Raw genomic sequence first — 22,353 nt, forward strand, 5'->3', positions numbered from 1 at the left:
TTAAGCTCTGGAGTGCAAGGCAATACGATTGCCTTCGGTGTCTAAAAACAACGCCATATAGCCAATATCTGGACTGATTTGAGTCTTAGGTTGCACAATTTTTCCTCCAGCCGCTTCAATTCGACCTAGTTCGTTGCTTACATCAGCACTTGAAAAATATATCAAAACCCCTGCTGTTTCACTCGGGGTGTAATGTGATTTGTTTTCAATAAGCCCTCCTGGCGAACCAGGTTTTCCTTCTTCCCAAGGAAACCAACCCATTTTGGTGCCTCCCAAATCGTGAATCTGAATATCAATTTGAAATACTGCTTCGTAAAACGTCTTGGCCCGCGCCATATCAGTAACGGGAATCTCGAACCATCCAACCATATTGTTTTCCATATCTTTTATTTTTCCATGATTTCTTTTAAACTGGCGAGTCCCTCTTCAAAATCTTTGCCAATCATTTTATCCATGCTCATGAACAACATCATAATACTCATAGGAAATTGATTGTTCCCAGAAAAACCCCATACCACTTTGGTATTGTTCTCATCAATATCTTCTGTGATCATATAGGCATCGGAAGTGGATTTCCATGGCTTTAAAAAACGAAGTTCGGAATCAATGCGTACTCCTTCTTCAATGTTTGTGAGTTCCTGCTCCCCTTCCCCGACTTCCTTGTTTCCCTTCCAATAACTTATGGCACCCACTTCACCATCGGTCCCAGTAAACTTCTTGACCATATTTGGGTCCCGTTTTCCCCATGGCGACCATTCATCTTGGTTTTTTAAATATTTAAGGTAATTGAACACCTCAGTTTTGGGTTTAGCAAGCTCAATTGAGCGAGAAACATTGTAGGTTTTAGGCGCAATGGCGGCCAAAATAGCGATGAGCAGAATAATGCCCAATACGATGTAAAGAAAAATCATAACTGTAATTGATTGATTAACAGTTGAAAATACAAAAAATATCAATCCATCAAGTACCTCGAAATAATTCCTTCTACATCTTTAATGGATTTTTTGGTCCAGTCCAACCGTTTTTCAAGCATCTCAAATTCGGACAACTGCCATTTTACATCAGAATTACGAATTTTATGAGCCACTGCTTGAACGATGATTGCTGCAGAAACAGAAACATTCAAACTCTCGGAAAAACCAACCATCGGGATTTTTAAGAACCCATCGGCCTGCTTCATTACTTCCTCGGACAATCCCTCTTTCTCGGTTCCAAAAAAAATTGCAGATTTCTCCAAAGGAAAAAAATCGGACAACAAAGTAGAATCATTGTGTGGGGTGGTGGCAATAATTTGATATCCCTTTTCTTTTAAGGCCGAAATGCAGCTAGTGGTGTTTCGATAACGGGTCACATCTACCCACTGCTCCGCCCCAACTGCAATATTTTTATCCAATCGTTTACCAAAGCGGTCTTCAACTACATGCACCTCCTGTACGCCAAAAACATCACAGCTACGGATTATGGCACTGGTATTATGCAATTGATAAACATCTTCAATGGCCACCGTAATGTGTTTTGTGCGTTGGTGTAGCACTTCCAAAAACCGTTGTTTACGTTCTTCGGTGAGATATCCCTCTAAATATGCCAGCAAATCATGGTCAAACATAAAACCAAGATAGAAAAAATTGGATTTACTATATTAGGTGCCATGGATGACAATTTAAACCATCCAACATCCTAATTAACCTTAACAAAAATGAATGCCAAAAACCTTTTTATAGTCTTTTACGCTCTTTGCAGCATAAGTTTGTTTGCTCAAGAATCCAATAAAAAACAAAACAATCCCATTTTTGAAGGTTGGTATGCCGACCCCGAGGGAGCTGTTTTTGGGGACACCTATTGGGTTTACCCTACCTTTTCGGATGATTATGACAAGCAATTACATTTTGATGCTTTTTCCTCCAAAGACCTTGTAAACTGGGAAAAACATGAGCGTATTTTGGATACGACCAAAATTAAATGGTTGCGGCAAGCACTTTGGGCCCCCTCCATTATCGAAAAAGACAGTAAATATTACCTGTTTTTTGGAGCAAACGATATTCAGCGTCCCGGAAGAAGTTCGTACGATCCGAACAACGATATCAATCATTATGGCGGAATTGGTGTGGCCGTTTCCGATAGCCCAGGTGGCCCGTTCGAAGATTATTTGGGCCAACCGTTGATTTCAGATTTTTACAATAATGCACAGCCCATTGACCAATTTGCATTTAAGGATGTAGATGGCACGTATTACTTTTTTTATGGGGGATGGAGTCATTGCAACCTCGGAAAACTCAATTCGGATTTTACAGGGTTTGAACCTTGGGAAGATGGCAGCCTTTTTAAAGAAATAACTCCAGAAGGCTATGTGGAGGGACCATTTATGTTTTTAAGAAACGGTGTGTATTACTTTATGTGGTCGGAAGGCAACTGGACGGATGGCAGCTACAAAGTTGCCTATTCCATGTCCGACAAACCCACTGGCCCCTATAAGCGAATTGGTACTATTTTAGAGTCCAAAGATGGTGATATCGCCACCGGGGCGGGACATCATTCCGTGATCAACAAACCTGGTACGGATGAATGGATCATTGTGTACCACAGACGACCTATACCCAACAAGGACAGAGACCACCGCGTTACCTGTATGGATAAAATGGAATTTAATCCCGATGGAACCATAAAACCTGTGATCATGACTTTTGAAGGGGTTGAGGCAAATTAACAAGCATGTAATTCCATAAATATCATATCTTTAGAGAAACCAACCTCTAGTGATAACCCTCTTTAGAAAAATTCGTCAACGATTGCTTTCTGAAAATAAATTTTCCAAATACATGCTTTATGCCATTGGGGAAATTATTCTTGTGGTCATTGGAATTTTGTTGGCGCTCCAAATTAATACTTGGAATGATGGGCGAAAACAAAAACAAAAGGAAAAATTCATCCTTAATGATCTTCACCAAGAGTTTTTAGCCAATAAAATTTTGTTGGATTCTGTTGTTTTCAAACACAAAAAAGGATTGCAGTCCGCAGTTTATCTAAAATCCAGATTGCCGATAGAACTTAATGACATCAACATAGATTCTTTGTCCTATCATATATTTAACCTAGGATGGACCTATACTTACAATCCATCTACAGGAATTACCAACAGTTTGCTCAATAATTCATCCATAGAAATTATATCCAACGATGAGCTCAGGCAATTACTTTGGGGCTGGAACGATGTATTGTACGATTATCAAGAAGAGGAACTTAGAGCCAGTAACAACTACAACACCCACCTGAAACCATATGAAAAACAGCATTTTATATATAGTTTGAATTATGAAGAACTACTAACGGACCCCAGGGTAGATTTAAGTTTCTTGGAAACCATGGAATTCGATAATTATGTTTTGGACAGGTACAATGACCTGAATAACAATATAAATTCAGGGGATTTAGATCGGGCCAAAAAAACTATGGACCGCATTATTCAACTTTCAGAAGATTTGCCCCATGATTAGATTTTTTCGAAATATTCGTAAACAATTGTTTGAAGAAAACAAATTCAGTAAATATTTACTGTATGCACTGGGCGAAATTATTTTGGTGGTAGTTGGGATTCTTATTGCCCTCCAATTAAATAATTGGAGCCAAAAAAATAAGGATAGACAACGGGAAAAATTGATTTTGAAACAATTGAACTCTGAATTCCTGAATAATAAACAGCTTTTCGAATTGGGAAGAAGTACGTACCAAACCAAATTGGAAGCTTGCAATAAAGTCATTTCATTTTTTCCACTTCCAGAAGAACAAAAAGCAGATTCCATTGTAAAATATTTTCAAGGGATTTTTCAAAGTTACATGTACAATCCATCCAATGGATTGGTTGAATCTTTATTGTATTCTTCTTCAATAGAGGTCATCCAAAATGATTCACTGAAACATTTGCTATCTTCTTGGAAGGATGTCTTTACCGATTATCAGGAAGAGGAAAGTATTGTAGTTACAGAATTGAAGTCGCTTGAAAAATTCATTCTAGAAGAAATGGATTTCTCCCAAATGAGAATGAATGCTGTTGCGGGAGAAAAGAATATCAAAACATTCAACTCAATCCGATTTCAAAACTTTATCATTAAAATCCAATTCTCCACCACACAGTTATTGCAGGCCATGGAAGAAGAGGATATAGACCAGCACCTACAAAGCATAATTCGCATATCGGAACTGGAACTACACCAAGATTAAATTTCATCAATTGGCTGAGGCATTTTTGAGGAGCTCTATATTTATTGGTATTTTAAAAGTCTATAAATCACATGAATTTATATACCTACAAATCCTTAGAACGCTGGATATGACAAAAAAGAAAATTGTAGTGCTCACTGGAGCAGGAATGAGTGCCGAAAGTGGACTAAAAACCTTTAGGGATGCCAACGGACTTTGGGAGGGGCACGATGTAATGGAAGTGGCATCTCCACAAGGCTTTGCCCGAAACCCAGAATTGGTATTGGAATTCTATAACCAACGAAGAAGACAGTTATTGGAAGTTGCCCCAAATGCCGGTCATACCGCTTTGGCCCAATTGGAAACAGCTTTTGATGTAAGCATAGTCACCCAAAACGTCGACAATCTTCACGAACAGGCAGGTAGCTCCCATGTAGTGCACCTGCATGGCGAACTTTTTAAAGTTCGAAGTACGGTAAACGAATCGCTTGTTTTGGATTGGAAAAAAGATCTGGTTTTAGGGGATGTCGATAGTAAGGGACATCAACTACGCCCACATATTGTATGGTTTGGCGAAATGGTTCCTATGCTGGAAACCGCGGCACAGATTACACAAGAAGCCGAAATTTTAATCATTGTAGGCACATCCATGCAAGTGTATCCGGCAGCAAGTTTGATTCATTATGCTCCCATACAAACCCCAATTTATTTTATCGACCCACGCCCTACCATTCGAGCAACCGATTTTGATAATCTCAAGATAATTTCAAAAACAGCAGCAGAAGGAGTTCCTACATTAGTGGAGGAATTAATTAATACTTTGCCCTAGCCTTATCGGCCCACTCTACCAAAATTTTCACCTGGTCTTCGGTTAAATTCGCTTCCGAATGTGTCCAAGTGTATTCTTTCAAGGGCATTTTGCCTTCTTTCACCTCTTCAATCACCTCCTCCAACTTATGGTCCTTCTTTTTGGCATCGTAACTGTTCCATGATGAAAAGTCCAAGTGTCGTTTACCATCATCAATATGCCCTGCCAACCAATAAGAAATAGGCGCGATATTGTTGTACCAAGGATATTCGGTATTGGCACTGTGGCAATCATAGCAAGCTGTTTTTAAAATCTGTTTTACTTCGGCCGGAGGTTGCGTCTCGGTTTCAAAAGCAGCCACGTAATCCCCTTTGTCCACATTTTTTGGAGGTCTGTAAAATTGCATGCCCAAAAGCACTGCCAATAATACTATCGCTATAATTTTTACTACTTTCATCACTTAGGATTTTACTAAAGATATTGATTTTTTGTGACGAAAGAAATGCTTCATACCGCACTTTCTGCTGGAAGATTGTCAAAATTTCAAGTTGACAGGCTGGTACAACAATTGGAAAATGAACCTGATTTGACCTCTTTTCTTTTTGAAGAGGTCTTGTTGGAAGACAAAGAGGGCACCTTCAATGCCAGCTGGACTTTTGACCACTTAATGCGTAAAAGATTGGAATATCTCCTCCCTTTTTTCGAAATCTTTGTGAATGGGTTGTCCCAACTACAAACCGAATCCTGTATTCGTCCCATGGCCCACGTTTGCGAGATGGTCTGCGAGGCTTATTTTAAAAAAGAAGACCCTGTTTTTATTCAAAATATTACCGATGTACAATTAGAGAAAGTATTGACCTGCTGTTTTGATTGGCTGATTGGTCCCATGAACATGGCCCCCAAGGTATTTTCAATGACCAGTTTGTATTACTTGGGGTTAAAATTTCCTTGGGTGCACCCAGAGCTCAAACTGGTCCTGGAAGATAGTTACAACACCGGAACCATAGGTTATAAGAACCGAGCAAAAAAAACTCTGGATAAGTTGGCCAAATTGGGTATCTAAACAGTAGACTTTAAGTATCTTTGACCCTTTCAAAATTTTCTTGACCATGTCGTTGACACCACTAAATGCCATTTCGCCGATAGACGGTAGATATAGAAACAAAACTGAGTCTTTAAAAGATTACTTTTCGGAAGAGGCCTTGATAAAATATCGTGTTCAGGTAGAAATTGAATACTTTATTGCGCTTTGCGAAATTCCATTGCCCCAACTGGCCGATTTTAATACAGCTCTTTTCCCTGAATTACAGAAGATTTACCAAGAATTTTCTGCGGCTGATGCGCAGGCCATTAAGGATATTGAAAAAACCACCAACCACGATGTTAAGGCTGTGGAATATTTCATCAAGCAAAAGTTTGATGCCCTTAACCTTCAAAAATATAAGGAGTTTATCCACTTTGGGTTGACTTCCCAAGATATCAACAATACCGCCATTCCTCTTTCCATTAAAGAGGCCATGAACGATGTGTACGTACCATCGTATTTGGAGATTTTTGAAAAGTTGAAAACCTTGGCCAATGAATGGGAAAACATTCCAATGTTGGCCCGTACGCACGGACAACCTGCCTCCCCTACCCGTTTGGGCAAGGAAATAGAGGTGTTTGTGGAGCGTTTCAAAGAGCAATTTAATTTATTGAACGATATCCCAAGTGCTGCCAAATTTGGTGGTGCCACTGGAAACTACAATGCACACAAAGTAGCGTATCCAAACAACGACTGGAGAGCTTTTGGACAACAATTTGTTCAAGAAAAATTGGGATTGCACCATTCTTTCCCCACCACCCAAATTGAACATTACGACCATATGGCCGCTTTGTTCGATTGCTTAAAACGCATCAACACCATTTTGATTGATTTGGACAGGGATTTTTGGACGTATATTTCCATGGATTACTTTAAACAGAAAATCAAAAAAGGAGAGGTTGGTTCTTCGGCCATGCCACATAAAGTAAACCCAATTGACTTTGAAAATTCTGAAGGGAATTTAGGATTGGCCAATGCCATTTTCGAGCATTTGTCCGCCAAATTACCTATTTCCCGTTTGCAACGTGACCTTACCGATAGTACGGTTTTACGTAACGTTGGGGTTCCCTTTGCACACACTATTGTTGGTTTTCAGTCTACTTTAAAAGGCTTGAACAAATTGGTGTTGAACCAAACCAAATTTGAGCAAGATTTGGAAGACAACTGGGCGGTAGTTGCAGAGGCTATTCAAACCATTTTGAGAAGGGAAGGTTATCCGAACCCATACGAAGCCCTTAAGGGCTTGACCCGCACCAATGAGAAAATCAACCAAAAATCCATTGCCGATTTTATTGAGACTTTGGAAGTTTCGGATGCTATTAAATCTGAATTGAAACAAATTACCCCAGCGAATTACACCGGGGTTTAGGATTAATAAGGTTAACTTTTCAAATTAGTCGTTTTACAGTTATCGGCGATACTTTATATTTCGTAATCTATAGGTTCTAATAATATTTTCCATTTCTCGATTATTAACGTTCAATGGGTTAATTTCAATTTTTTCGATTAAACCCTCTCCATAAGAAAAAGTCAGATAGGATTTAGCATATTTACCATAGCCATAATTAATTACTTGTTCGTTTGTAATTGATGTCCAAGTATTAAAACCAGAACTTTTGGTTTTAATACCGTTTTTATCAATAACAAGCTGTGGTTTATAATTAAATGCTTTACGAGCTTCCTTTATAGTACTTCCAAACCCTATTAGACACATTATCCCACCCAAAATGTAGTTTTTAATTTGACCCATAATAAGAAAGTAAATCCCTACCCCAATAATCAAAAGTGATACTCCTAATTCTAAATAGTTATAAGATTTGGAATAATAGATCTCGATTTTCGGGGGAAGAGTATAATCTTCTTTAAATAAGTCCTCTTCATCAAATTTCTTTTCCAGTTTTTTAAGCTTTATCCTTTCTTCCCTGTTTCTTATTTCTGATCTTTCAAAGACATTGCCGTCATTCCAAATTAATTTTTCCTGAATTGCCCTTTTCTTTAATTCATGAACATTTCTCACATTTTCAAATGCCCAGATTCTCCATTTGGTAATCATAACACTCCAAATCAACCATCCTATAAGAATTCCTATAGGAAAAGCAATTCCGATTACCCAACCTGGTGTTAAATTTTGTTGAGAAAGAAAAAATGCAAGAGCAGGGCAACCAATTATAGCAATAAAAACAGGAACATTAACCATGAGGTGTCCACGTCTGATAGCTGAATCAACTGTTATTTGTTCTTTCATTTAAAATTTTTTGAAATTTTCATTAATAAGTGAATTTCAAAATTATTGTTAAATGAAAGAAGCCATAATTGACGTACAATAGATTTGAATTGACGAATGGTTAAAACATATCCATTCGAGTCTTTCGACTTCGCTCAAAATAGACTAAAGTCGAGAACCATTTGAAGCATCTCGACCGCTCCTTCGACTGCGCTCAGGATGACAGCACGATGTAAAATTACCCCCTTAAAGACAACTTCCTAAAAAAGTTAGGCCTCTAGGGGAAAATAAAAAGGTGATTCCTAATTTATTAGATTTCTCAATCGTCGCACAACTCCTCATATCGAAATGACCTAGAGTTGTCATTTCGAACCGAACGAAGAGGGTGTGAGAAATCTGAATAGATTCTTTGCTAGGCTCAAAATGACATTATTTATGCATTTTTATGGATCTCCACCTGATGTGGATAAGGAATTTCGATTCCAGCGGCATCTAACGCCAATTTGCAGTTTTCGTACGTATTAAAATACACATCCCAGTAATCTTCTGGTTTGCAAAAGGGTCTAACCGCAAAGTTTACCGAACTATCGGCCAACTCCATCACATTTACTGAAGGCGCTGGGTCCTCCAACACCTTAGGATTGGATGTAAGCACCTTTAACAACACTTCTTTGGTTTTTTTGATATCCTCTCCATAGCCAACCCCGATTACCGTGTCGACCCTCATTTTGCCTTCTGCGGTATAGTTGATGATGTTTCCGTTGGCCATGGCTCCGTTGGGTACAATGGCAAGTTTGTTCTGCGGGGTAATCAATTTTGTGGTGAAAATTTCTATTTCCTTTACCACGCCCAAAACTCCTTGGGCTTCAATAAGGTCTCCAATGCGGTAAGGTTTAAACATCATCAGCAGTACACCACCGGCAAAATTGGACAAGGACCCTTGTAGAGCGAGACCTACTGCCAAACCTGCAGCGGCAATTACGGCGGCAAAGGTGGTCACATCGACTCCCAACCTGGAAATCACGATAATAATCAAGAAAATTCTTAATGCCCATGAGAAGAGGTTGAGCAAGAATTTTTGCAAGGATTCATCATATTTGCTTTTGGACATTACCGTCCGTGTACCTTTTACAATTCTTTTAATTATCCACGCACCAACGATATAAATAATGATAGCGGTGATCAGTTTTGGACCAAATTCTTTAATGAGGTCAAGGCCATATGTGACCCATTCTTCTGCTTTTTCCATGGCGATATAGTTTTGTTAGTGTTCTTTTTGTGTGACACTAATATACAAAACAGGTCACCTAATTCCTTGACTCTTAAACATAAAAAAAGGACGGCCAAAACCGTCCTTTTAAAATTTATGTGATTTTAGGTCTTATCCCTTTAAGAAGTCACCAATTTCGCCCAACCCTTCTCCTTTGTATTCGGATTTTTGGATGGCCTGCATCAATTGGATGATGTGGGCCGGATTCATATCCTTGCCCAAAACACGTACCAAAGCAAATCCTTTATCGTTGCTATCCCCAAAGATAATGACCTCATCGATGGCATCTTCATCTCCAAGATATTTGATTACGCCTTTGCCGTATTGGGAGTTGATTTTCATCAATTCCACAAAATCATCGTTCTTTAGAATTTCACGAACCTTTTTTCTTTCCACTTCATATTCCGCAGCATTGTCCGCATTTTTTCTAAACGCCAATAAATTGAATTTACGCAAAGATTCAACCGCTTCTTTTTGGGTATCGTTTAAATCTACCCCTTCCATTTTAAGAATGCTTGCCGGAACATCAATACTTAAAAAATTGGGGTTCTCGGAATTGTCCACATAGTATTCTTGCAAACTTTGTTGCGAAGAACAGGAGGCCAATAAAATTGCCCCCAATACCATAATACTTTTTATAATATGTTTCATGTTGTTGTTTTTGATTGATTGTATAAACCCTTGAAGGTCGATAACGATAGGTCGTTAAGTGAACCGTTTTGTTACAGTTCCGGGACCCATAGTTACCGACCAACTGATTATTTAGTTCTTCTTGCCTGCTTCGTTCAACTCTTCGGGCAAGTTCATCTTTTTGGTCAAGGAATTGATTTTATTCAAATCGATATCCCCAGTCAAAGACAATAGTACGGTTTCAAATCTTCTACCATCGGCTTCCACGTTGTTCATCCCTGTAATGAACATTAGAAGTTCGCTTACGTGATCCTCATCTCTACCTTGTTTAATGTAGAACTTTACATTGGCATCCTTATCTTTTACGCGCATCAACTCTTCCATTTGTGAAGATTGCAAGTAGCTGCTTACGGATGCTTTCATCTGGGAACCGATTTTTTCGTTATCGGTGGTAAAAACTTTTAAGCTTTTAAGACTGCTGGCAATATCCATGAAATCTCTTGCTTCGGGGTCGTCCACATCTACATCTATTTTAGAAAGTAGATTGAACATGCTTTTGTTCACCACAACCGCGGTTACTTCGTCCAAATCTTCGAACTTGTCGAAAAGGGATTGAGAAAATCCTGCAATTGGCAATAGTGCGATCAATGTGATTAAAATATACTTTTTCATCTTGTTACGTTTTTTAATTGTTGTTGTAAATTTTTTGTTTTGTTTCTTCGAACTCTTTCAGGTAGGCTACTTTTTCGGTGCCTTTGCTAAAATTTTCTGCTAAGAGCTCAAACGCTTTTTTGGTTTCTTGGTAAGCGTACTCCGCTTTTGCCTTTTCTGCCTGCGCTTCTTGGTATTCGTTACCAAAGTAAATGCCGAAGGTTAAAACTACTGCCGCTGCAACGGAAAGCCATTTGTAATAGTTTACTCTAGGTTTTAATGGTACCTGCTTGGTGTACTTTTCTTCCTTGGCAATGGAAAAGTAGTTGAACATGGGTTTGTACTGCTCCAAGTGCGGTGCTACGCTGTCCTGTGCGAAATACTCCCTAAGTGTTTTTTCTTCGGCCACCGTTGTGGAAGCCTCGAAGTACTTTTCCAATATTTTTTCTATGTTACCCAATTCCATAGCTATGTTTTTTTATCAATTCCTCTCTTACTGTTTTTCTCGCCCTCGATAATGCTACTCGCACTGCCGTCGGTTTCATGTCTAATAGTTCGCAGATTTCCTCGAACTCATATTGCTCTACATCGCGCAGTTGCAATATCATCTTTTGTTGCTCTGGCAGCTCTTCCATTATCCGTTCCATCCAGCTTATACTGTCCTCCGCTTCCAACTGTTTTTGTAACGATGTGTTTTCGTCGGTGTAATTGCTGTGGACCAATTTTAGGTTGCCAGCTTGTTTGGATTTTAATCGGTCCAAACAAAAGTTTTTGGTCATGGTCATGGCAAAGGCCTCTACATTTTTGTACTCTCCCATCGACTCGTTTTTTGACCAAAGCTTCAACAAAATTTCTTGTGTGGCATCTTCAGCTTCCTCCCTGGACACCAAAAGGCGTTTAGCCATTCGGTATAGCTTGTCCTTAAAGGGCATCACCACGTTTAAAAATTCTGTCTGTTTCATTTGGTTGTCTTAGTTGTTGCAAGCTTTCTTATCGGCCTACATTATCACGACGATACATATCGAAATTTGTTACAAAAAATTTGCAATCTGCCTAGATGTGCCTATTTTGCAAGGTAAAATTATACAATTAAGGATTCCCCAATCGGCCCAATTAACCTATAATAATGGAATGATAATTGCGGAGTTCTTCAAAAATTGATGCTATGAAAAAGTATTTCTTCCTTTTTTTGGGATTGTCTTTGTCTTTTTTTTCTTGTAGTGATGATGATGGCATAAAAAATGGCGAGACTCCCGAACCTGAACCAACTGCTAATGTAACTGCCCAAAACTTTATGTGGCAGGCCATGAACCTATGGTATTTTTGGCAGGGTGAGGTGAACGATTTGGCCGATGACAGATTTGCCACCAATGCGGAATACACAGAGTACTTAGAGGGCTATACAGACCCTGAAAGCTTTTTCTACGACATATTATTGTATGGAGATGACCGTTTTAGTTTTGCCAATGAAGATTACAGCGAATTGGTAAGCAACCTTTCTGGAATCTCTCAAAGTAATGGTTTGGAGTTCGGTTTGGGACTCATTGGCGATACCGAAAACGTTTTTGGATATGTACAATATATCGTTCCAAATTCTGATGCTTCCACCAAGGATATCCAAAGAGGAGAATTTTTTACCCGAGTGGATGGCACCCAACTTACCGTGAGCAATTATCGAGCTTTACTTTTTGGGGAGAACAGTACGTACACCTTAGGAATGGCTACTGTATCCGACAATACTATTTCAGATAGTGCCAAAGAGGTTACGCTTACCAAAGTACAAAACCAAATTGAGGACCCTATTTTAGTAGCTAAAACTCTAGATGTAAATGGCACCAAAGTAGCTTACTTAATGTACAATAGATTCTTGAGCAGTTTTAACGAAGAATTAAATGATGCCTTTGCCCAATTTGTAGCAGATGGCGCCACCGAATTGGTATTGGATCTTCGCTACAACCCTGGAGGCTCTGTGAACACTTCACGATTACTTGCCAGTATGATTTATGGCACAAACACAAATGAGCTATATATAAGACAACGCTGGAACGACAAAATACAAGCGCAACTAAGTGAGGACTACCTTACGGATTATTTTGCAAGTTCCACTGGAGCTAGCGCAATCAACACCTTAAATTTGAGTAGGGTTTTTGTTATAGCAACCGGTGATTCTGCTTCTGCCAGCGAATTGGTGATGAATGGATTGGCACCTTATGTGGATGTGATTCATATTGGAGAAACCACAAGAGGAAAAAACGAATTTTCCATTACCTTGGTAGATGACCCTGGTAATTCCTTTATTTACAGTGACGATAGAACGGGACAGATAAATGCCAACAATAATTGGGGACTACAACCTTTAGTGGGCCGCAATGAAAACGCAGATGGCTTTTCTGATTACACCAGCGGATTGGTTCCCTCCATTGAGCTAGGAGAAGATTTAACCAATATGGGCGTTTTGGGTGATGTGAACGAGCCATTATTGGCGCGTGCCCTTCAAGAAATTTCTGGTACTGCCGCGAAAATAGATTTTACGGTTCAAATGAAAGCTGATGCCTTTACATCTTCTAGGGTACAAACCCCTTTAAAGGATAATATGTACTTGGATAAACCTTTGGAGTTGAACCCAGAACAATAAAAAAAAGCGGCCAATTGGCCGCTTTTCTTTTTTATAGATTTAAACTTAGGCCGAGCCTAAAGTTCCTGCCGCGTGTGGTATAGCCAACAACTTCAATAAAATCCTCATTCAAAAGGTTATCTGCATTTAAAAACACTCGAAGTTTGTCTTTGATCAAATCGTGGCCTACGTAAAAGTTGACCAACGAAAAAGGGTCCAAAGCCACATCGGTAAAGCTTACAAAATCCGTATCAAAACGTTGTCCGGTATACGCATAGCTCAATACAAAATTGGTCTTTTCTGCTAATTCATATCCTAAAGAAAGGTTGGCCTTATGCTTTGGAATTCGAATGGCATTATCGCCCTTTCTTTCTGTAAAGGTATAGTTGGCATTTACGCTCAAAGCTTCAACGGGAAACCAAGAAGCCTCTACCTCTACCCCATTGGCATCAATCTCGTCAGCCAAATTAATGCTGGTAAAATTTGAGTCGTAACCAATAGTGTTCTTTTCATTGCGGTCAAAGTAAATGGCGCTCAAACGTAATTTATCATTCGCCCTAAATTCCAGTCCACCTTCAATGGTTCTGTTTTCTTCAGGTTCCAAATCAGGATTGCTCCCAAATGCCCCAAAAAGTTGGGTTAAATTTGGAGTTATATAAGAAGTTGCATAAGACCCCAATACCTTAACATACCCTTCCGAAGTTTTGAATACAAAAGATGGGTTGATGTTGTACACCACATGGTTTCCATATTCCGAATGATTGTTCAAACGTCCACCAAGGTTCAAGTTTAAACCAAAATCTGAAATATAGACCACATTGGCATAGGGATCCACAATGGTAAATTCCGCAGTATTGGAAAATGCGGCTTCATCTTTGATATAATTTACTCCTAAAATAGTGTACCATTGCTCACCGAATACATATTTATTGTAAAGATCCAGCACCCAGTTTTTACCTTCCGAAGTGCTCTCTCCCCAAGTGTCGGAAGAGTTGGTTTCATAATCTGTGAACGCCGTATTTACATGCACAGAGCCTTTTCCATAATTGAAAGCAGAAGATAATCCAGCACGTTGTTGTTCACTTTTTCCCAAATTATTGGCATCTGCATTGGAAGCATCATATTCTGTGCTGTATTTCGTCTGATTACCGTAAACAGCCACTTCAAAATCTTTGGTGATTTGATACCCCAATCGCACATTGGTGCTGTAATGGGAAAACACATCTTCCTCATTTTCTGGAGTAACAGCAGCGGAAAGTCCACTTTTATAACGGTTTGAAAAATCGACCGCATAATTAAATTTGTTCAAGGTACCGTTCACATTTACCGCATTACTGATGCTACCCAAATTATAGTTTTGGTCCTCAGAAGTTTGGTTGGTGCCCACACTGGTCTGAAAACTACCTGCAATTTGTTTTTGGGAACTTTTCTTTGTGGTAATATTAATAACTGCAGTTGCCGCATTGGTTCCATACAGGGTACTGGCTGCCCCTTTTATGATCTCTATGGACTCAATATTGGAAGGCGAAAGCAATCTTAGATCATATTCCTGCGAAAAAGTGGATGGGTCAGAAACACGCACCCCATCAATCACCACCAATACTTGTTTTCCACGACCACCGCGCACATAAACACCCAACACATCACCATCGCGTCCACGGCTACCTGTGATTTCCATTCCGCTTTTGCTGTTGATAATTTCAGCAACGGTCATGCCTTGCTTTTGCTTCAGTTCCTCGGCTGTAATTTTTATGACCGTTTTACCAGAGTTTTCGCGTTTCAATTCAAATTTTGAATCACTCACAACAACTTCATCCAGTTGATGAACCTTTAAGGAATCCTGCTGTACATTTTGTGCAGAAAGCCCCTTACCCGCCAATAGTATGGCGATAAACCAAAAATGATTTTTCTTCATTTCGTTTAATTGAATAAACGGGAGAATAGTATGATTTTCATACGTAAACTTTTATCCCGAAAGTTTAACATTATTTGTTTGAATTTGGCAGGTCTCCTGGCTTGCGTATTGCACTCTACCTTCCCACCCTAAGGGCAGTGGTTTTGAAGTTAAGTGAACCACCTACTACGAACCCGATGCTTAAAAAACATCAATGCCGATTCGGTACAGCTAACAGTTGCGGGAACAGCTCCAGTTTTGCACTGGATTCCCTTTTAATCCCCCAAGAAAAACTCCTGAGCGAACCAAAATTCGGTGCGAAAGTAATCAAACTGTTTAATCTTTTTCTGTAAAAGTTAAATAATCTTACTTTTGGCATCATGGCATTACAACAACAACTCAGAACGGCCTTCGCTATTCTAATTTTGATTATTGGCTTAGGCTGTAAAGAGCAAAAACAGCCCGATTTGGCTCCCGCCATTGAGCCCACTTACACTATTGATTACGCCAAAGGGTTCACTGTTAACACTTACGACAATTATACAGTAATCGAGGTGAAGTCTCCTTGGCCAGGGGCGGAAAAAACCTTTACCTATGCTTTGGTTCCAAAAGAAAAATTGGCAACCATTACCTTTGCTGCTGATGCTTTTGATGCCATTGTTGCCACTCCTGTTGAAAAAATTGTGCTGACTTCCACCACGCATATTGCCCCAGTAGAGGCACTTGGTGCATTGGAAACCATTGTGGGATTCCCGAACACCGATTTTATTTCTTCACCCAGGGCCAGAAAACTAGTGGATACAGGTCAAATCAAAGATTTGGGGGTAAACGAACAACTCAACACAGAAATGACACTTGTGCTCAACCCGGAACTTATTGTTGGATTCAGCATCAGTGAAGACAACAAAGCCTATAGTGTTATTAAAAAAGCTGGGATTCCCGTGGCCTACAACGGCGAATGGGTAGAACAAACGCCTTTAGGCAAAGCAGAATGGATAAAATTCTTTGCTCCCTTTTTTCAAAAGGAAAAATTAGGAGACAGCATTTTTAACGCCATTGAATCTTCGTATAAAAGGGCCACAGAATTAGCCAAAAAAGCCAAAACCAAGCCAACCGTGCTCACGGGCGGACTTTATAAAGATGTGTGGTATATCGCTGGTGGAAAAAGCTGGATGGCCCAGTTCTTGGAAGACGCCAATGCCAATTATTTGTGGAAAGACAATCATGAAGCGGGTAGTATTGGTTTGAGTTTGGAAGCTGTTTTGGAAAAAGGAAAAACCGCTGATTTCTGGTTCAATCCGTCTGCGGAAACAACTTATGAAGCTTTGGGCAACTTCAACCCCCACCACAAAGAATTTGACGCCTTTATAAATAAACAGATTTACTCCAATGCGATTGAAAAAGGTGAAAAAGGAGGCCTCATTTTCTATGAAAGTGCCCCACAACGCCCTGATATTGTGTTAAAAGATTTGATTCGCATATTGCATCCCGAACTTTTACCAGAGCATCAACTTCAGTTTATAAAACCACTTCAATAAATGCATAACGCAAAAACATATCGCATTTCCTTTATGTTTTTGGGCTTGGCCTTGGTCATTGCGCTTTTGCTCAACATTGGTTCTGGTTCGGTTGATATACCATTTACCGAAGTAATTTCGATTCTTTTTGGGGGAATTCCTGAGATTGAAAGTTGGACATACATTGTTAAAGAATTTCGGGTTCCCAAGGCATTGACCTCTATTTTAGTCGGTGGAGGCTTATCTTTAAGTGGACTTTTGATGCAAACGCTCTTTAGAAACCCATTAGCTGGTCCATTTGTTTTGGGAATCAGTTCTGGGGCAAGTTTGGGAGCCGCATTATTGTTGATGGGCACCTCCATTTTAACGGGTTTGACTTCATTTTCATTTTTAGGAAATGTTTCCCTTGCCTTAGCGGCCAGTATAGGCAGTTTTTTGGTGCTTTTGGTGGTCATGATTGTGGCACAACGGGTAAAGGACACCATGGCCCTTTTAATTATTGGGTTGATGTTTGGCAGTATCACTTCCGCCATTGTAAGTGTTTTAGCTTACTTTTCCAGTGCAGAGCAATTACAACGTTTTATTTTTTGGTCTTTTGGTAGTGTAGGCAACCTTAGCTTCAATCAAATTACCCTATTGGCAACTCTTGTATTATTAGGAATCGCTCTTAGTATATTCAGCATAAAATCGTTGAATGCCCTGCTTTTGGGCGAGAACTATGCACAAAGTTTGGGGGTTTCTTTGAAAAAATCCCGCTTGATATTAATAATTGCCACTGGAATTTTGGCAGGTGCCATCACCGCTTTTGCAGGTCCCATTGCGTTCGTCGGTTTGGCTGTACCCCATTTGACCCGTCAGATTTTTGACACTATGGAACACAAAATATTGATTCCTGCTGTTTTGTTGTATGGCGCCATTTTAATGTTGCTATGTGATACGATTGCGCAACTGCCCAACTCAGCCAGTGTTCTGCCCATCAATGCCATTACTTCTTTGGTAGGAGCTCCTGTTGTAATTTGGCTTTTGGTTCGAAAACGAAAAATGATGTTCTAATGGAAAACCAAGCGCAAAACATACTTTCAGTGTCGGAACTTGCCATTGGTTATGGGGCCAAAAAGGTCGCGGAGCATATTAATTTTTCTTTGCAACCGGGAATTTTATGTGGCGTTGTGGGCATAAATGGTGTTGGAAAATCAACTTTGTTGCGCACCTTGGCTGGATTCCAACCCTTGTTGAGCGGTACAATTGAACTCAAAGGACAATCCATAAAGCATACCTCAACCGAAAAATTGGCCAAGGAACTTAGTGTGGTATTGACCGAAAGTCCGGCTTCCAAAAACTTGACTGTGGAAGAGCTGATCGCCTTGGGACGGCAACCGTACACGAATTGGTTGGGCAGCCTTACCAATGAAGACAAAAATCACATCAACGAAAGCTTGGATGCCTTCCTCTTAACTGATTTACGCCATAAAAAATGTCACGAACTCAGCGATGGTCAGTTGCAACGAGTGCTTATTGCCCGCGCCATGGCCCAAGATACTCCTTTGATTCTTTTGGATGAGCCCACAACCCATTTGGATTTGTACCATAAAGTTCAAATTTTGAAAATGCTGCGTGAATTGGCGCACCACCAACAAAAAACTATTCTATTTTCCACCCACGAAATAGAATTGGCCATTCAATTGTGTGATACCATGTTGATTTTGGATGGAAAGAATCATCCGTTTGGAGACCCATGCCAACTTATCGAAGAACAACATTTTGATGGACTTTTTCCGTCAGAAATGGTTCAATTTGACCCTCAAACGGGCACTTTTAAAGTGAATAAGTAAAATTTGAACATCACGAAGGGCACTGAGCGAAGTCGAAGTGCAACGTATAATCGCATAATTACAATCAATATTGTGGATTTCTGTCTACGCAGAAATGGCATTTTATCTTTGCAATCCTTTATCTTTATCCAACAGAATCAATTTCATGAGCACAGAACTTATCTATGTGATTATTGGCATCATAGCTTTGGCCTTGGGGCTTTTTGCTGGTATCTATATTCAAAAATTAAAAACCAAATCCAACGAAAGCAGATGGGAAGAACGAGAGTCCCAACTCAACACCACCATAACATCCTTGAATGAGAAATTATTGGCCAGTGATGCCGATAAAAAACAGTTGCAGCTGGAAAAAGAGCAGCAGAGCAATCAATTGGTGCGCTACCAAGCCAATATGGAAAACTTGGAGCGAGCCAACGCTGAACAAAAAGAGGAGGTAGAAAAACTTCAGGAGAAATTTACCAAGGAATTTGAAAATTTGGCCAACAAGATTTTGGATGAAAAGAGCGAAAAATTCACCAAGAGCAACAAAGAAAATATTGAAAACATCCTCACGCCCCTCAACAAAAAGATAAAGGAGTTTGAAGAAAAAGTTGAAAAATCCCAAAAAGAAAACATCAGTATCCATTCTGCCCTTAAGGAGCAACTTTTAAACCTACAAACACAGAATTTAAAAATTACCCAAGAAGCTGAGAACCTCACCAAAGCCTTAAAAGGCGATAGTAAAATGCAAGGAAACTGGGGGGAACTGGTTTTGGAGCGCGTATTGGAAAAATCTGGCTTAGAGAAAGATAGGGAATACAGCGTACAACAAAGCTTCAAAAGAGAGGATGGAACCCGAGTACTTCCTGACGTAATTATTCACTTGCCCGATGGTAAAAAAATGGTGGTGGATTCTAAAGTATCCCTAACGGATTATGAGCGCTATACCAATGCCGAAGAAGATGATAAACCCAAGTTTTTAAAGGATCACATCAACTCGTTACGAAGACACGTAGAGCAACTTTCCGCCAAAAAATATGAGGATCTCTATGAAATGGAGAGCCCTGATTTTGTATTGATGTTCGTGCCTATAGAAACGGCTTTTGCAGTCGCCATCAATGAAGATGTATCACTTTACAATAAAGCGTTCGAACAAAACATTGTGATTGTAACGCCTTCTACCCTTTTGGCCACGCTACGCACCATAGATTCGATGTGGAGCAACGAAAAACAACAGCGCAATGCCATGGAAATTGCTCGACAAGCTGGAGCATTGTACGATAAATTCGTTGGCTTTATGCAGGATTTAACGCAAGTAGGCAAAAAAATGGACGATGCCAAAGGAGAATATAAAAATGCCATGAACAAATTATTCGATGGAAGAGGTAACATCGTAATCAGCATTGAAAAATTGCGAACCATGGGAGCGAAGGCAAAAAAAGTATTGCCTGAACCTATATTAAAGCGTGCCGAAGAAGACGACTTTGAATCATTAAATTAAAACACTGACCATGAAAAAGTTTTTATTCATTTTTATTGCCGTTGTGGTTTTGGGCTTCAGTGCCTACTTTGCCTTTATTTACTACGTTCCTTTTAGTGAGGGGTATCGTTCAGGTGAACTTATTAAATTCAGCAGAAAGGGAGTTTTGGTAAAAACTTGGGAGGGTCAAATCAGTCAAGGGTTGGCAGGTACCAACGTTTTTTCTTTTTCGGTAGAGGACCATGAAGAAGAAATCATTGAAAAATTGAAAGAATACCAAGGAGAATATGTAAAACTAACCTATAAAGAACGTTACACGACCTTTTTCTGGTTGGGAGACACTAAGTATTTTGTTACCGAAATTCAATCTGAGCACTCTCCAATTTTTAGAAATTAGATCACACACCCCTTTCTCCCCTCTTCATAGAGGGGAAACGACTTCCCTCCTATAAAGGAGGGACCGAGGGAGGTGTATCCCCATTTGCTTCAAAACGAAATATATAATCTTCAATAATCCTCAGCACATTCTCCATATCCTTTAAAACTTGCTGGTCGGAAAATCGAAGTACATAAATACCAAGTTCATTGAGCCGTATTGTTTTTTTAATATCTTTTTCCCATACCTCATCTAATTGATGTGAATACCCGTCTAATTCAATGGCTAATCTCAATTTGTTACAAAAGAAATCCACAATATATTCATCAATAGGTTTCTGCCTATGAAAATCGTAACCGTGCATTTGGTCTCGCTTTAGTTTTTGCCAAAGCAAAACCTCTGATTTAGTCGCATTCCTTCTGAGTTGCCTTGCAAGTTCTTTAAGCTTTGGGTTATATTTGATAATCATTTAATACTTCTGGATTTTTTAGATAAGGAGTTGTAAATCCGAGCAAAATATGAAAAAATTCAAGTCATCCAGAGAAAGTAGGGTATCCATTACGGAACTAATGCTCCCCTCCCATTCCAATTTTGGAGGAAAGGTACATGGAGGACATATCTTAAACCTTATGGACCAAATAGCCTTTGCCTGTGCATCCAAACACTCCCAAAGCTACTGTGTAACGGCCTCTGTGAATCGTGTTGATTTTTTAAATCCCATTGACGTTGGCGAATTGGTTACGTTGAAAGCCTCTATTAATTACACCGGGAAAACCTCTATGGTGGTCGGTGTTCGTGTAGAATCGGAAAATGTGACTTCAGGCGCGGTAAAACATTGTAACTCTTCTTATTTTACAATGGTTGCCAAGGGCAAGGATGGTAAAAACAAGTCTGTTCCCGGGTTGATTTTAAAAACTAAACAGGATATCCGCCGATTCGCCAGAAGTAAGGAACGTAAACATTCGGCAAATCAACGGGATACCAAATTTGAGTCCACCAACTTTAAGGTGAATGAGTTTTTAGATTTTCTACAGGGAGAAAATGTTAAGATGGATTTTGATTAAGTTGAGCAGCTGCATCCTCATCCAAAAACCAAACTAGATTTCCGGATTTTGGCTGCACCAAAGAGGCTGGATATTGCTCATAACCATTCGTTTTTTCTATCACAGCTTTCACTTTTTCAGCTTTTGAAGCACCTGTGACCAAAAAAGCTACTTCTTTGGAGGTGTTGATGACTTTTCCATTAATGGAAACTCTTTTTTGTCCAGATTCTGGGTGCGTCGCCACAACACAATGGTCTGCAGCATCCCAAAGTTCAATTTCATGAGGAAATATGGAAGCTGTATGGCCATCATCGCCCATGCCCAAAATCACCAAATCGAATTGGGGAACTTCTTCTACCCTATCCATATCAATTTCCAATACATTGGCATATCGCATGGCTTCGTTACTTGGGTCTTTCTCCCCTAAAATACGATTGATGTTTTCTTTTGGCACCTCAATTTTTGAAAATAGATGCTCCACCGTCATTTTATAATTGCTCTCATCATCGGATGGGGGCACACAACGCTCGTCCCCCCAATAAAAATGTACCTTGCTCCAATCCACTTGGCCTGCAAACTTTTCAGCCAACACATCAAATACAATTTTTGGGGTACTTCCTCCAGAAAGCGCCACATGAAAAGCTTCTTTCCCTTTTGTTTGCTCCACAAAATAGGCAGAAAACTGCTCGGCCACTTCTTGTTTATCTTTAAAAATCCTTAGATTCATTATCTATATTTTTGATTACCAACATCCTTA

The 22,353-nt window shown here is 39.6% G+C and carries 26 protein-coding genes and 1 riboswitch; of the genes, 13 read left to right on the top strand and 13 right to left on the bottom strand.

All coding sequences use genetic code 11. The features are described from left to right. Genes ABT310_RS00200 through ABT310_RS00210 form a run of 3 tightly spaced genes read right to left on the bottom strand, consistent with a single transcriptional unit; the run spans position 1 to position 1,606 of the window. Positions 1–381, bottom strand: a complete 381-nt coding sequence (locus ABT310_RS00200; RefSeq protein WP_375324755.1) for a VOC family protein — start codon at positions 379–381, stop codon at positions 1–3. A 5-nt stretch (positions 382–386) separates the two neighbouring features. Continuing rightward, positions 387–911, bottom strand: a complete 525-nt coding sequence (locus ABT310_RS00205; RefSeq protein ID WP_375324756.1) for an SRPBCC family protein — start codon at positions 909–911, stop codon at positions 387–389. Positions 912–952: 41 nt separating this feature from the next. Continuing rightward, entirely contained in the window at positions 953–1,606 is a 654-nt protein-coding gene (locus ABT310_RS00210; RefSeq protein ID WP_375324757.1) for a TrmH family RNA methyltransferase, read from the bottom strand. A gap of 90 nt (positions 1,607–1,696) precedes the next feature. Between ABT310_RS00210 and ABT310_RS00215 the strand changes: the two genes are divergently transcribed. The 4 genes from ABT310_RS00215 to ABT310_RS00230 all read left to right on the top strand — a co-directional run bounded on the left by ABT310_RS00215 (position 1,697) and on the right by ABT310_RS00230 (position 5,023). Continuing rightward, positions 1,697–2,704, top strand: coding sequence for a glycoside hydrolase family 43 protein (locus ABT310_RS00215; protein WP_375324758.1), 1,008 nt, complete (start codon positions 1,697–1,699; stop codon positions 2,702–2,704). A gap of 49 nt (positions 2,705–2,753) precedes the next feature. Beyond that, positions 2,754–3,491 carry a DUF6090 family protein gene (locus ABT310_RS00220; protein WP_375324759.1) on the top strand — a complete coding sequence of 246 codons (738 nt, stop codon included), beginning with the start codon at positions 2,754–2,756 and terminating at the stop codon, positions 3,489–3,491. Next, positions 3,484–4,215, top strand: coding sequence for a DUF6090 family protein (locus tag ABT310_RS00225; protein ID WP_375324760.1), 732 nt, complete (start codon positions 3,484–3,486; stop codon positions 4,213–4,215). The genes ABT310_RS00220 and ABT310_RS00225 overlap by 8 nt, the downstream gene beginning before the upstream one ends. 109 nt (positions 4,216–4,324) lie before the next feature. Further along, positions 4,325–5,023: an NAD-dependent deacetylase gene (locus ABT310_RS00230; RefSeq protein WP_375324761.1), complete on the top strand. Its 699-nt coding sequence runs from the start codon at positions 4,325–4,327 to the stop codon at positions 5,021–5,023. Here the strand turns inward: ABT310_RS00230 and ABT310_RS00235 are convergent. Then, positions 5,007–5,459, bottom strand: coding sequence for a heme-binding domain-containing protein (locus ABT310_RS00235; RefSeq protein WP_375324762.1), 453 nt, complete (start codon positions 5,457–5,459; stop codon positions 5,007–5,009). The two genes, ABT310_RS00230 and ABT310_RS00235, sit on opposite strands and share 17 nt — an antisense overlap. 45 nt (positions 5,460–5,504) lie before the next feature. Between ABT310_RS00235 and ABT310_RS00240 the strand changes: the two genes are divergently transcribed. After that, entirely contained in the window at positions 5,505–6,065 is a 561-nt protein-coding gene (locus ABT310_RS00240) for a hypothetical protein (protein WP_375324763.1), read from the top strand. A gap of 46 nt (positions 6,066–6,111) precedes the next feature. Continuing rightward, positions 6,112–7,455 carry an adenylosuccinate lyase gene (purB, locus tag ABT310_RS00245; protein WP_375324764.1) on the top strand — a complete coding sequence of 448 codons (1,344 nt, stop codon included), beginning with the start codon at positions 6,112–6,114 and terminating at the stop codon, positions 7,453–7,455. Between the two features lie 39 nt (positions 7,456–7,494). Here purB and ABT310_RS00250 read toward each other — a convergent pair whose 3' ends face one another. The 6 genes from ABT310_RS00250 to ABT310_RS00275 form a co-directional block, all read right to left on the bottom strand. Further along, complete coding sequence (locus ABT310_RS00250) at positions 7,495–8,331, bottom strand: hypothetical protein (protein ID WP_375324765.1); 837 nt, start codon at positions 8,329–8,331, stop codon at positions 7,495–7,497. A 412-nt stretch (positions 8,332–8,743) separates the two neighbouring features. Further along, positions 8,744–9,559: a mechanosensitive ion channel family protein gene (locus ABT310_RS00255; RefSeq protein ID WP_375324766.1), complete on the bottom strand. Its 816-nt coding sequence runs from the start codon at positions 9,557–9,559 to the stop codon at positions 8,744–8,746. A 132-nt stretch (positions 9,560–9,691) separates the two neighbouring features. Beyond that, a complete protein-coding gene (locus ABT310_RS00260; protein WP_375324767.1) occupies positions 9,692–10,231 on the bottom strand; it encodes a DUF4252 domain-containing protein in 540 nt (179 codons plus the stop codon). Between the two features lie 111 nt (positions 10,232–10,342). Continuing rightward, positions 10,343–10,882, bottom strand: coding sequence for a DUF4252 domain-containing protein (locus tag ABT310_RS00265; RefSeq protein WP_375324768.1), 540 nt, complete (start codon positions 10,880–10,882; stop codon positions 10,343–10,345). A 13-nt stretch (positions 10,883–10,895) separates the two neighbouring features. Further along, positions 10,896–11,327, bottom strand: coding sequence for a hypothetical protein (locus tag ABT310_RS00270; RefSeq protein ID WP_375324769.1), 432 nt, complete (start codon positions 11,325–11,327; stop codon positions 10,896–10,898). Next, entirely contained in the window at positions 11,314–11,823 is a 510-nt protein-coding gene (locus tag ABT310_RS00275) for an RNA polymerase sigma factor (protein ID WP_375324770.1), read from the bottom strand. Before ABT310_RS00275 ends, ABT310_RS00270 begins: the two co-directional genes overlap by 14 nt. Positions 11,824–12,026: 203 nt before the next feature. On the opposite strand from ABT310_RS00275, the gene ABT310_RS00280 reads away from it, so the two are divergent. Then, on the top strand, positions 12,027–13,496 hold the full coding sequence (locus ABT310_RS00280) for a S41 family peptidase (protein ID WP_375324771.1): 1,470 nt from the start codon (positions 12,027–12,029) through the stop codon (positions 13,494–13,496). 31 nt (positions 13,497–13,527) lie between these two features. Here ABT310_RS00280 and ABT310_RS00285 read toward each other — a convergent pair whose 3' ends face one another. Beyond that, positions 13,528–15,390: a TonB-dependent receptor plug domain-containing protein gene (locus ABT310_RS00285; RefSeq protein ID WP_375324772.1), complete on the bottom strand. Its 1,863-nt coding sequence runs from the start codon at positions 15,388–15,390 to the stop codon at positions 13,528–13,530. A 68-nt stretch (positions 15,391–15,458) separates the two neighbouring features. After that, positions 15,459–15,694: riboswitch (cobalamin riboswitch) on the bottom strand. Between the two features lie 55 nt (positions 15,695–15,749). Between ABT310_RS00285 and ABT310_RS00290 the strand changes: the two genes are divergently transcribed. From ABT310_RS00290 to ABT310_RS00310, 5 genes are all read left to right on the top strand, one after another. Then, entirely contained in the window at positions 15,750–16,907 is a 1,158-nt protein-coding gene (locus ABT310_RS00290) for an ABC transporter substrate-binding protein (protein WP_375324773.1), read from the top strand. Beyond that, a complete protein-coding gene (locus tag ABT310_RS00295) occupies positions 16,908–17,939 on the top strand; it encodes a FecCD family ABC transporter permease (RefSeq protein ID WP_375324774.1) in 1,032 nt (343 codons plus the stop codon). Further along, complete coding sequence (locus tag ABT310_RS00300) at positions 17,939–18,718, top strand: ABC transporter ATP-binding protein (RefSeq protein WP_375324775.1); 780 nt, start codon at positions 17,939–17,941, stop codon at positions 18,716–18,718. The genes ABT310_RS00295 and ABT310_RS00300 overlap by 1 nt, the downstream gene beginning before the upstream one ends. Positions 18,719–18,863: 145 nt before the next feature. Beyond that, on the top strand, positions 18,864–20,198 hold the full coding sequence (gene rmuC / locus ABT310_RS00305) for a DNA recombination protein RmuC (protein WP_375324776.1): 1,335 nt from the start codon (positions 18,864–18,866) through the stop codon (positions 20,196–20,198). Between the two features lie 10 nt (positions 20,199–20,208). Beyond that, positions 20,209–20,574 (top strand): 6-phosphogluconate dehydrogenase, encoded by a 366-nt coding sequence (locus ABT310_RS00310; protein WP_375324777.1) that lies wholly within the window; start codon positions 20,209–20,211, stop codon positions 20,572–20,574. 49 nt (positions 20,575–20,623) lie between these two features. Here ABT310_RS00310 and ABT310_RS00315 read toward each other — a convergent pair whose 3' ends face one another. Continuing rightward, the gene (locus ABT310_RS00315; protein WP_375324778.1) at positions 20,624–21,022 is read right to left on the bottom strand and encodes an endonuclease domain-containing protein; all 399 of its coding nucleotides are present in this window, start codon (positions 21,020–21,022) and stop codon (positions 20,624–20,626) included. Positions 21,023–21,071: 49 nt separating this feature from the next. Here ABT310_RS00315 and ABT310_RS00320 point away from each other — a divergent pair, with 49 nt between their 5' ends. Next, positions 21,072–21,617 carry an acyl-CoA thioesterase gene (locus tag ABT310_RS00320; RefSeq protein WP_375324779.1) on the top strand — a complete coding sequence of 182 codons (546 nt, stop codon included), beginning with the start codon at positions 21,072–21,074 and terminating at the stop codon, positions 21,615–21,617. Here the strand turns inward: ABT310_RS00320 and pgl are convergent. Beyond that, positions 21,598–22,323, bottom strand: a complete 726-nt coding sequence (pgl, locus tag ABT310_RS00325) for a 6-phosphogluconolactonase (RefSeq protein ID WP_375324780.1) — start codon at positions 22,321–22,323, stop codon at positions 21,598–21,600. The two genes, ABT310_RS00320 and pgl, sit on opposite strands and share 20 nt — an antisense overlap. Between the last annotated feature and the right edge of the window lie 30 nt (positions 22,324–22,353).

It is taken from the genome of Flagellimonas cixiensis, assembly GCF_042134615.1.
In the GTDB taxonomy this organism is placed as follows: domain Bacteria; phylum Bacteroidota; class Bacteroidia; order Flavobacteriales; family Flavobacteriaceae; genus Flagellimonas; species Flagellimonas cixiensis.

Excerpts from the sequence above, each read along its gene's own strand:
- ABT310_RS00300 (WP_375324775.1), top strand. The coding sequence starts at position 17,939 with ATGGAAAACCAAGCGCAAAACATACTTTCAGTGTCGGAACTTGCCATT.
- rmuC (WP_375324776.1), top strand. The coding sequence starts at position 18,864 with ATGAGCACAGAACTTATCTATGTGATTATTGGCATCATAGCTTTGGCC.
- ABT310_RS00235 (WP_375324762.1), bottom strand. The coding sequence starts at position 5,459 with ATGAAAGTAGTAAAAATTATAGCGATAGTATTATTGGCAGTGCTTTTG.
- ABT310_RS00225 (WP_375324760.1), top strand. The coding sequence starts at position 3,484 with ATGATTAGATTTTTTCGAAATATTCGTAAACAATTGTTTGAAGAAAAC.
- ABT310_RS00310 (WP_375324777.1), top strand. The coding sequence starts at position 20,209 with ATGAAAAAGTTTTTATTCATTTTTATTGCCGTTGTGGTTTTGGGCTTC.
- ABT310_RS00320 (WP_375324779.1), top strand. The coding sequence starts at position 21,072 with ATGAAAAAATTCAAGTCATCCAGAGAAAGTAGGGTATCCATTACGGAA.
- ABT310_RS00290 (WP_375324773.1), top strand. The coding sequence starts at position 15,750 with ATGGCATTACAACAACAACTCAGAACGGCCTTCGCTATTCTAATTTTG.
- ABT310_RS00230 (WP_375324761.1), top strand. The coding sequence starts at position 4,325 with ATGACAAAAAAGAAAATTGTAGTGCTCACTGGAGCAGGAATGAGTGCC.
- ABT310_RS00210 (WP_375324757.1), bottom strand. The coding sequence starts at position 1,606 with ATGTTTGACCATGATTTGCTGGCATATTTAGAGGGATATCTCACCGAA.
- ABT310_RS00250 (WP_375324765.1), bottom strand. The coding sequence starts at position 8,331 with ATGAAAGAACAAATAACAGTTGATTCAGCTATCAGACGTGGACACCTC.
- ABT310_RS00255 (WP_375324766.1), bottom strand. The coding sequence starts at position 9,559 with ATGGAAAAAGCAGAAGAATGGGTCACATATGGCCTTGACCTCATTAAA.
- ABT310_RS00205 (WP_375324756.1), bottom strand. The coding sequence starts at position 911 with ATGATTTTTCTTTACATCGTATTGGGCATTATTCTGCTCATCGCTATT.
- ABT310_RS00315 (WP_375324778.1), bottom strand. The coding sequence starts at position 21,022 with ATGATTATCAAATATAACCCAAAGCTTAAAGAACTTGCAAGGCAACTC.
- ABT310_RS00295 (WP_375324774.1), top strand. The coding sequence starts at position 16,908 with ATGCATAACGCAAAAACATATCGCATTTCCTTTATGTTTTTGGGCTTG.
- ABT310_RS00270 (WP_375324769.1), bottom strand. The coding sequence starts at position 11,327 with ATGGAATTGGGTAACATAGAAAAAATATTGGAAAAGTACTTCGAGGCT.
- ABT310_RS00285 (WP_375324772.1), bottom strand. The coding sequence starts at position 15,390 with ATGAAGAAAAATCATTTTTGGTTTATCGCCATACTATTGGCGGGTAAG.
- ABT310_RS00200 (WP_375324755.1), bottom strand. The coding sequence starts at position 381 with ATGGAAAACAATATGGTTGGATGGTTCGAGATTCCCGTTACTGATATG.
- ABT310_RS00240 (WP_375324763.1), top strand. The coding sequence starts at position 5,505 with ATGCTTCATACCGCACTTTCTGCTGGAAGATTGTCAAAATTTCAAGTT.
- ABT310_RS00260 (WP_375324767.1), bottom strand. The coding sequence starts at position 10,231 with ATGAAACATATTATAAAAAGTATTATGGTATTGGGGGCAATTTTATTG.
- ABT310_RS00280 (WP_375324771.1), top strand. The coding sequence starts at position 12,027 with ATGAAAAAGTATTTCTTCCTTTTTTTGGGATTGTCTTTGTCTTTTTTT.
- pgl (WP_375324780.1), bottom strand. The coding sequence starts at position 22,323 with ATGAATCTAAGGATTTTTAAAGATAAACAAGAAGTGGCCGAGCAGTTT.
- ABT310_RS00265 (WP_375324768.1), bottom strand. The coding sequence starts at position 10,882 with ATGAAAAAGTATATTTTAATCACATTGATCGCACTATTGCCAATTGCA.
- purB (WP_375324764.1), top strand. The coding sequence starts at position 6,112 with ATGTCGTTGACACCACTAAATGCCATTTCGCCGATAGACGGTAGATAT.
- ABT310_RS00275 (WP_375324770.1), bottom strand. The coding sequence starts at position 11,823 with ATGAAACAGACAGAATTTTTAAACGTGGTGATGCCCTTTAAGGACAAG.
- ABT310_RS00215 (WP_375324758.1), top strand. The coding sequence starts at position 1,697 with ATGAATGCCAAAAACCTTTTTATAGTCTTTTACGCTCTTTGCAGCATA.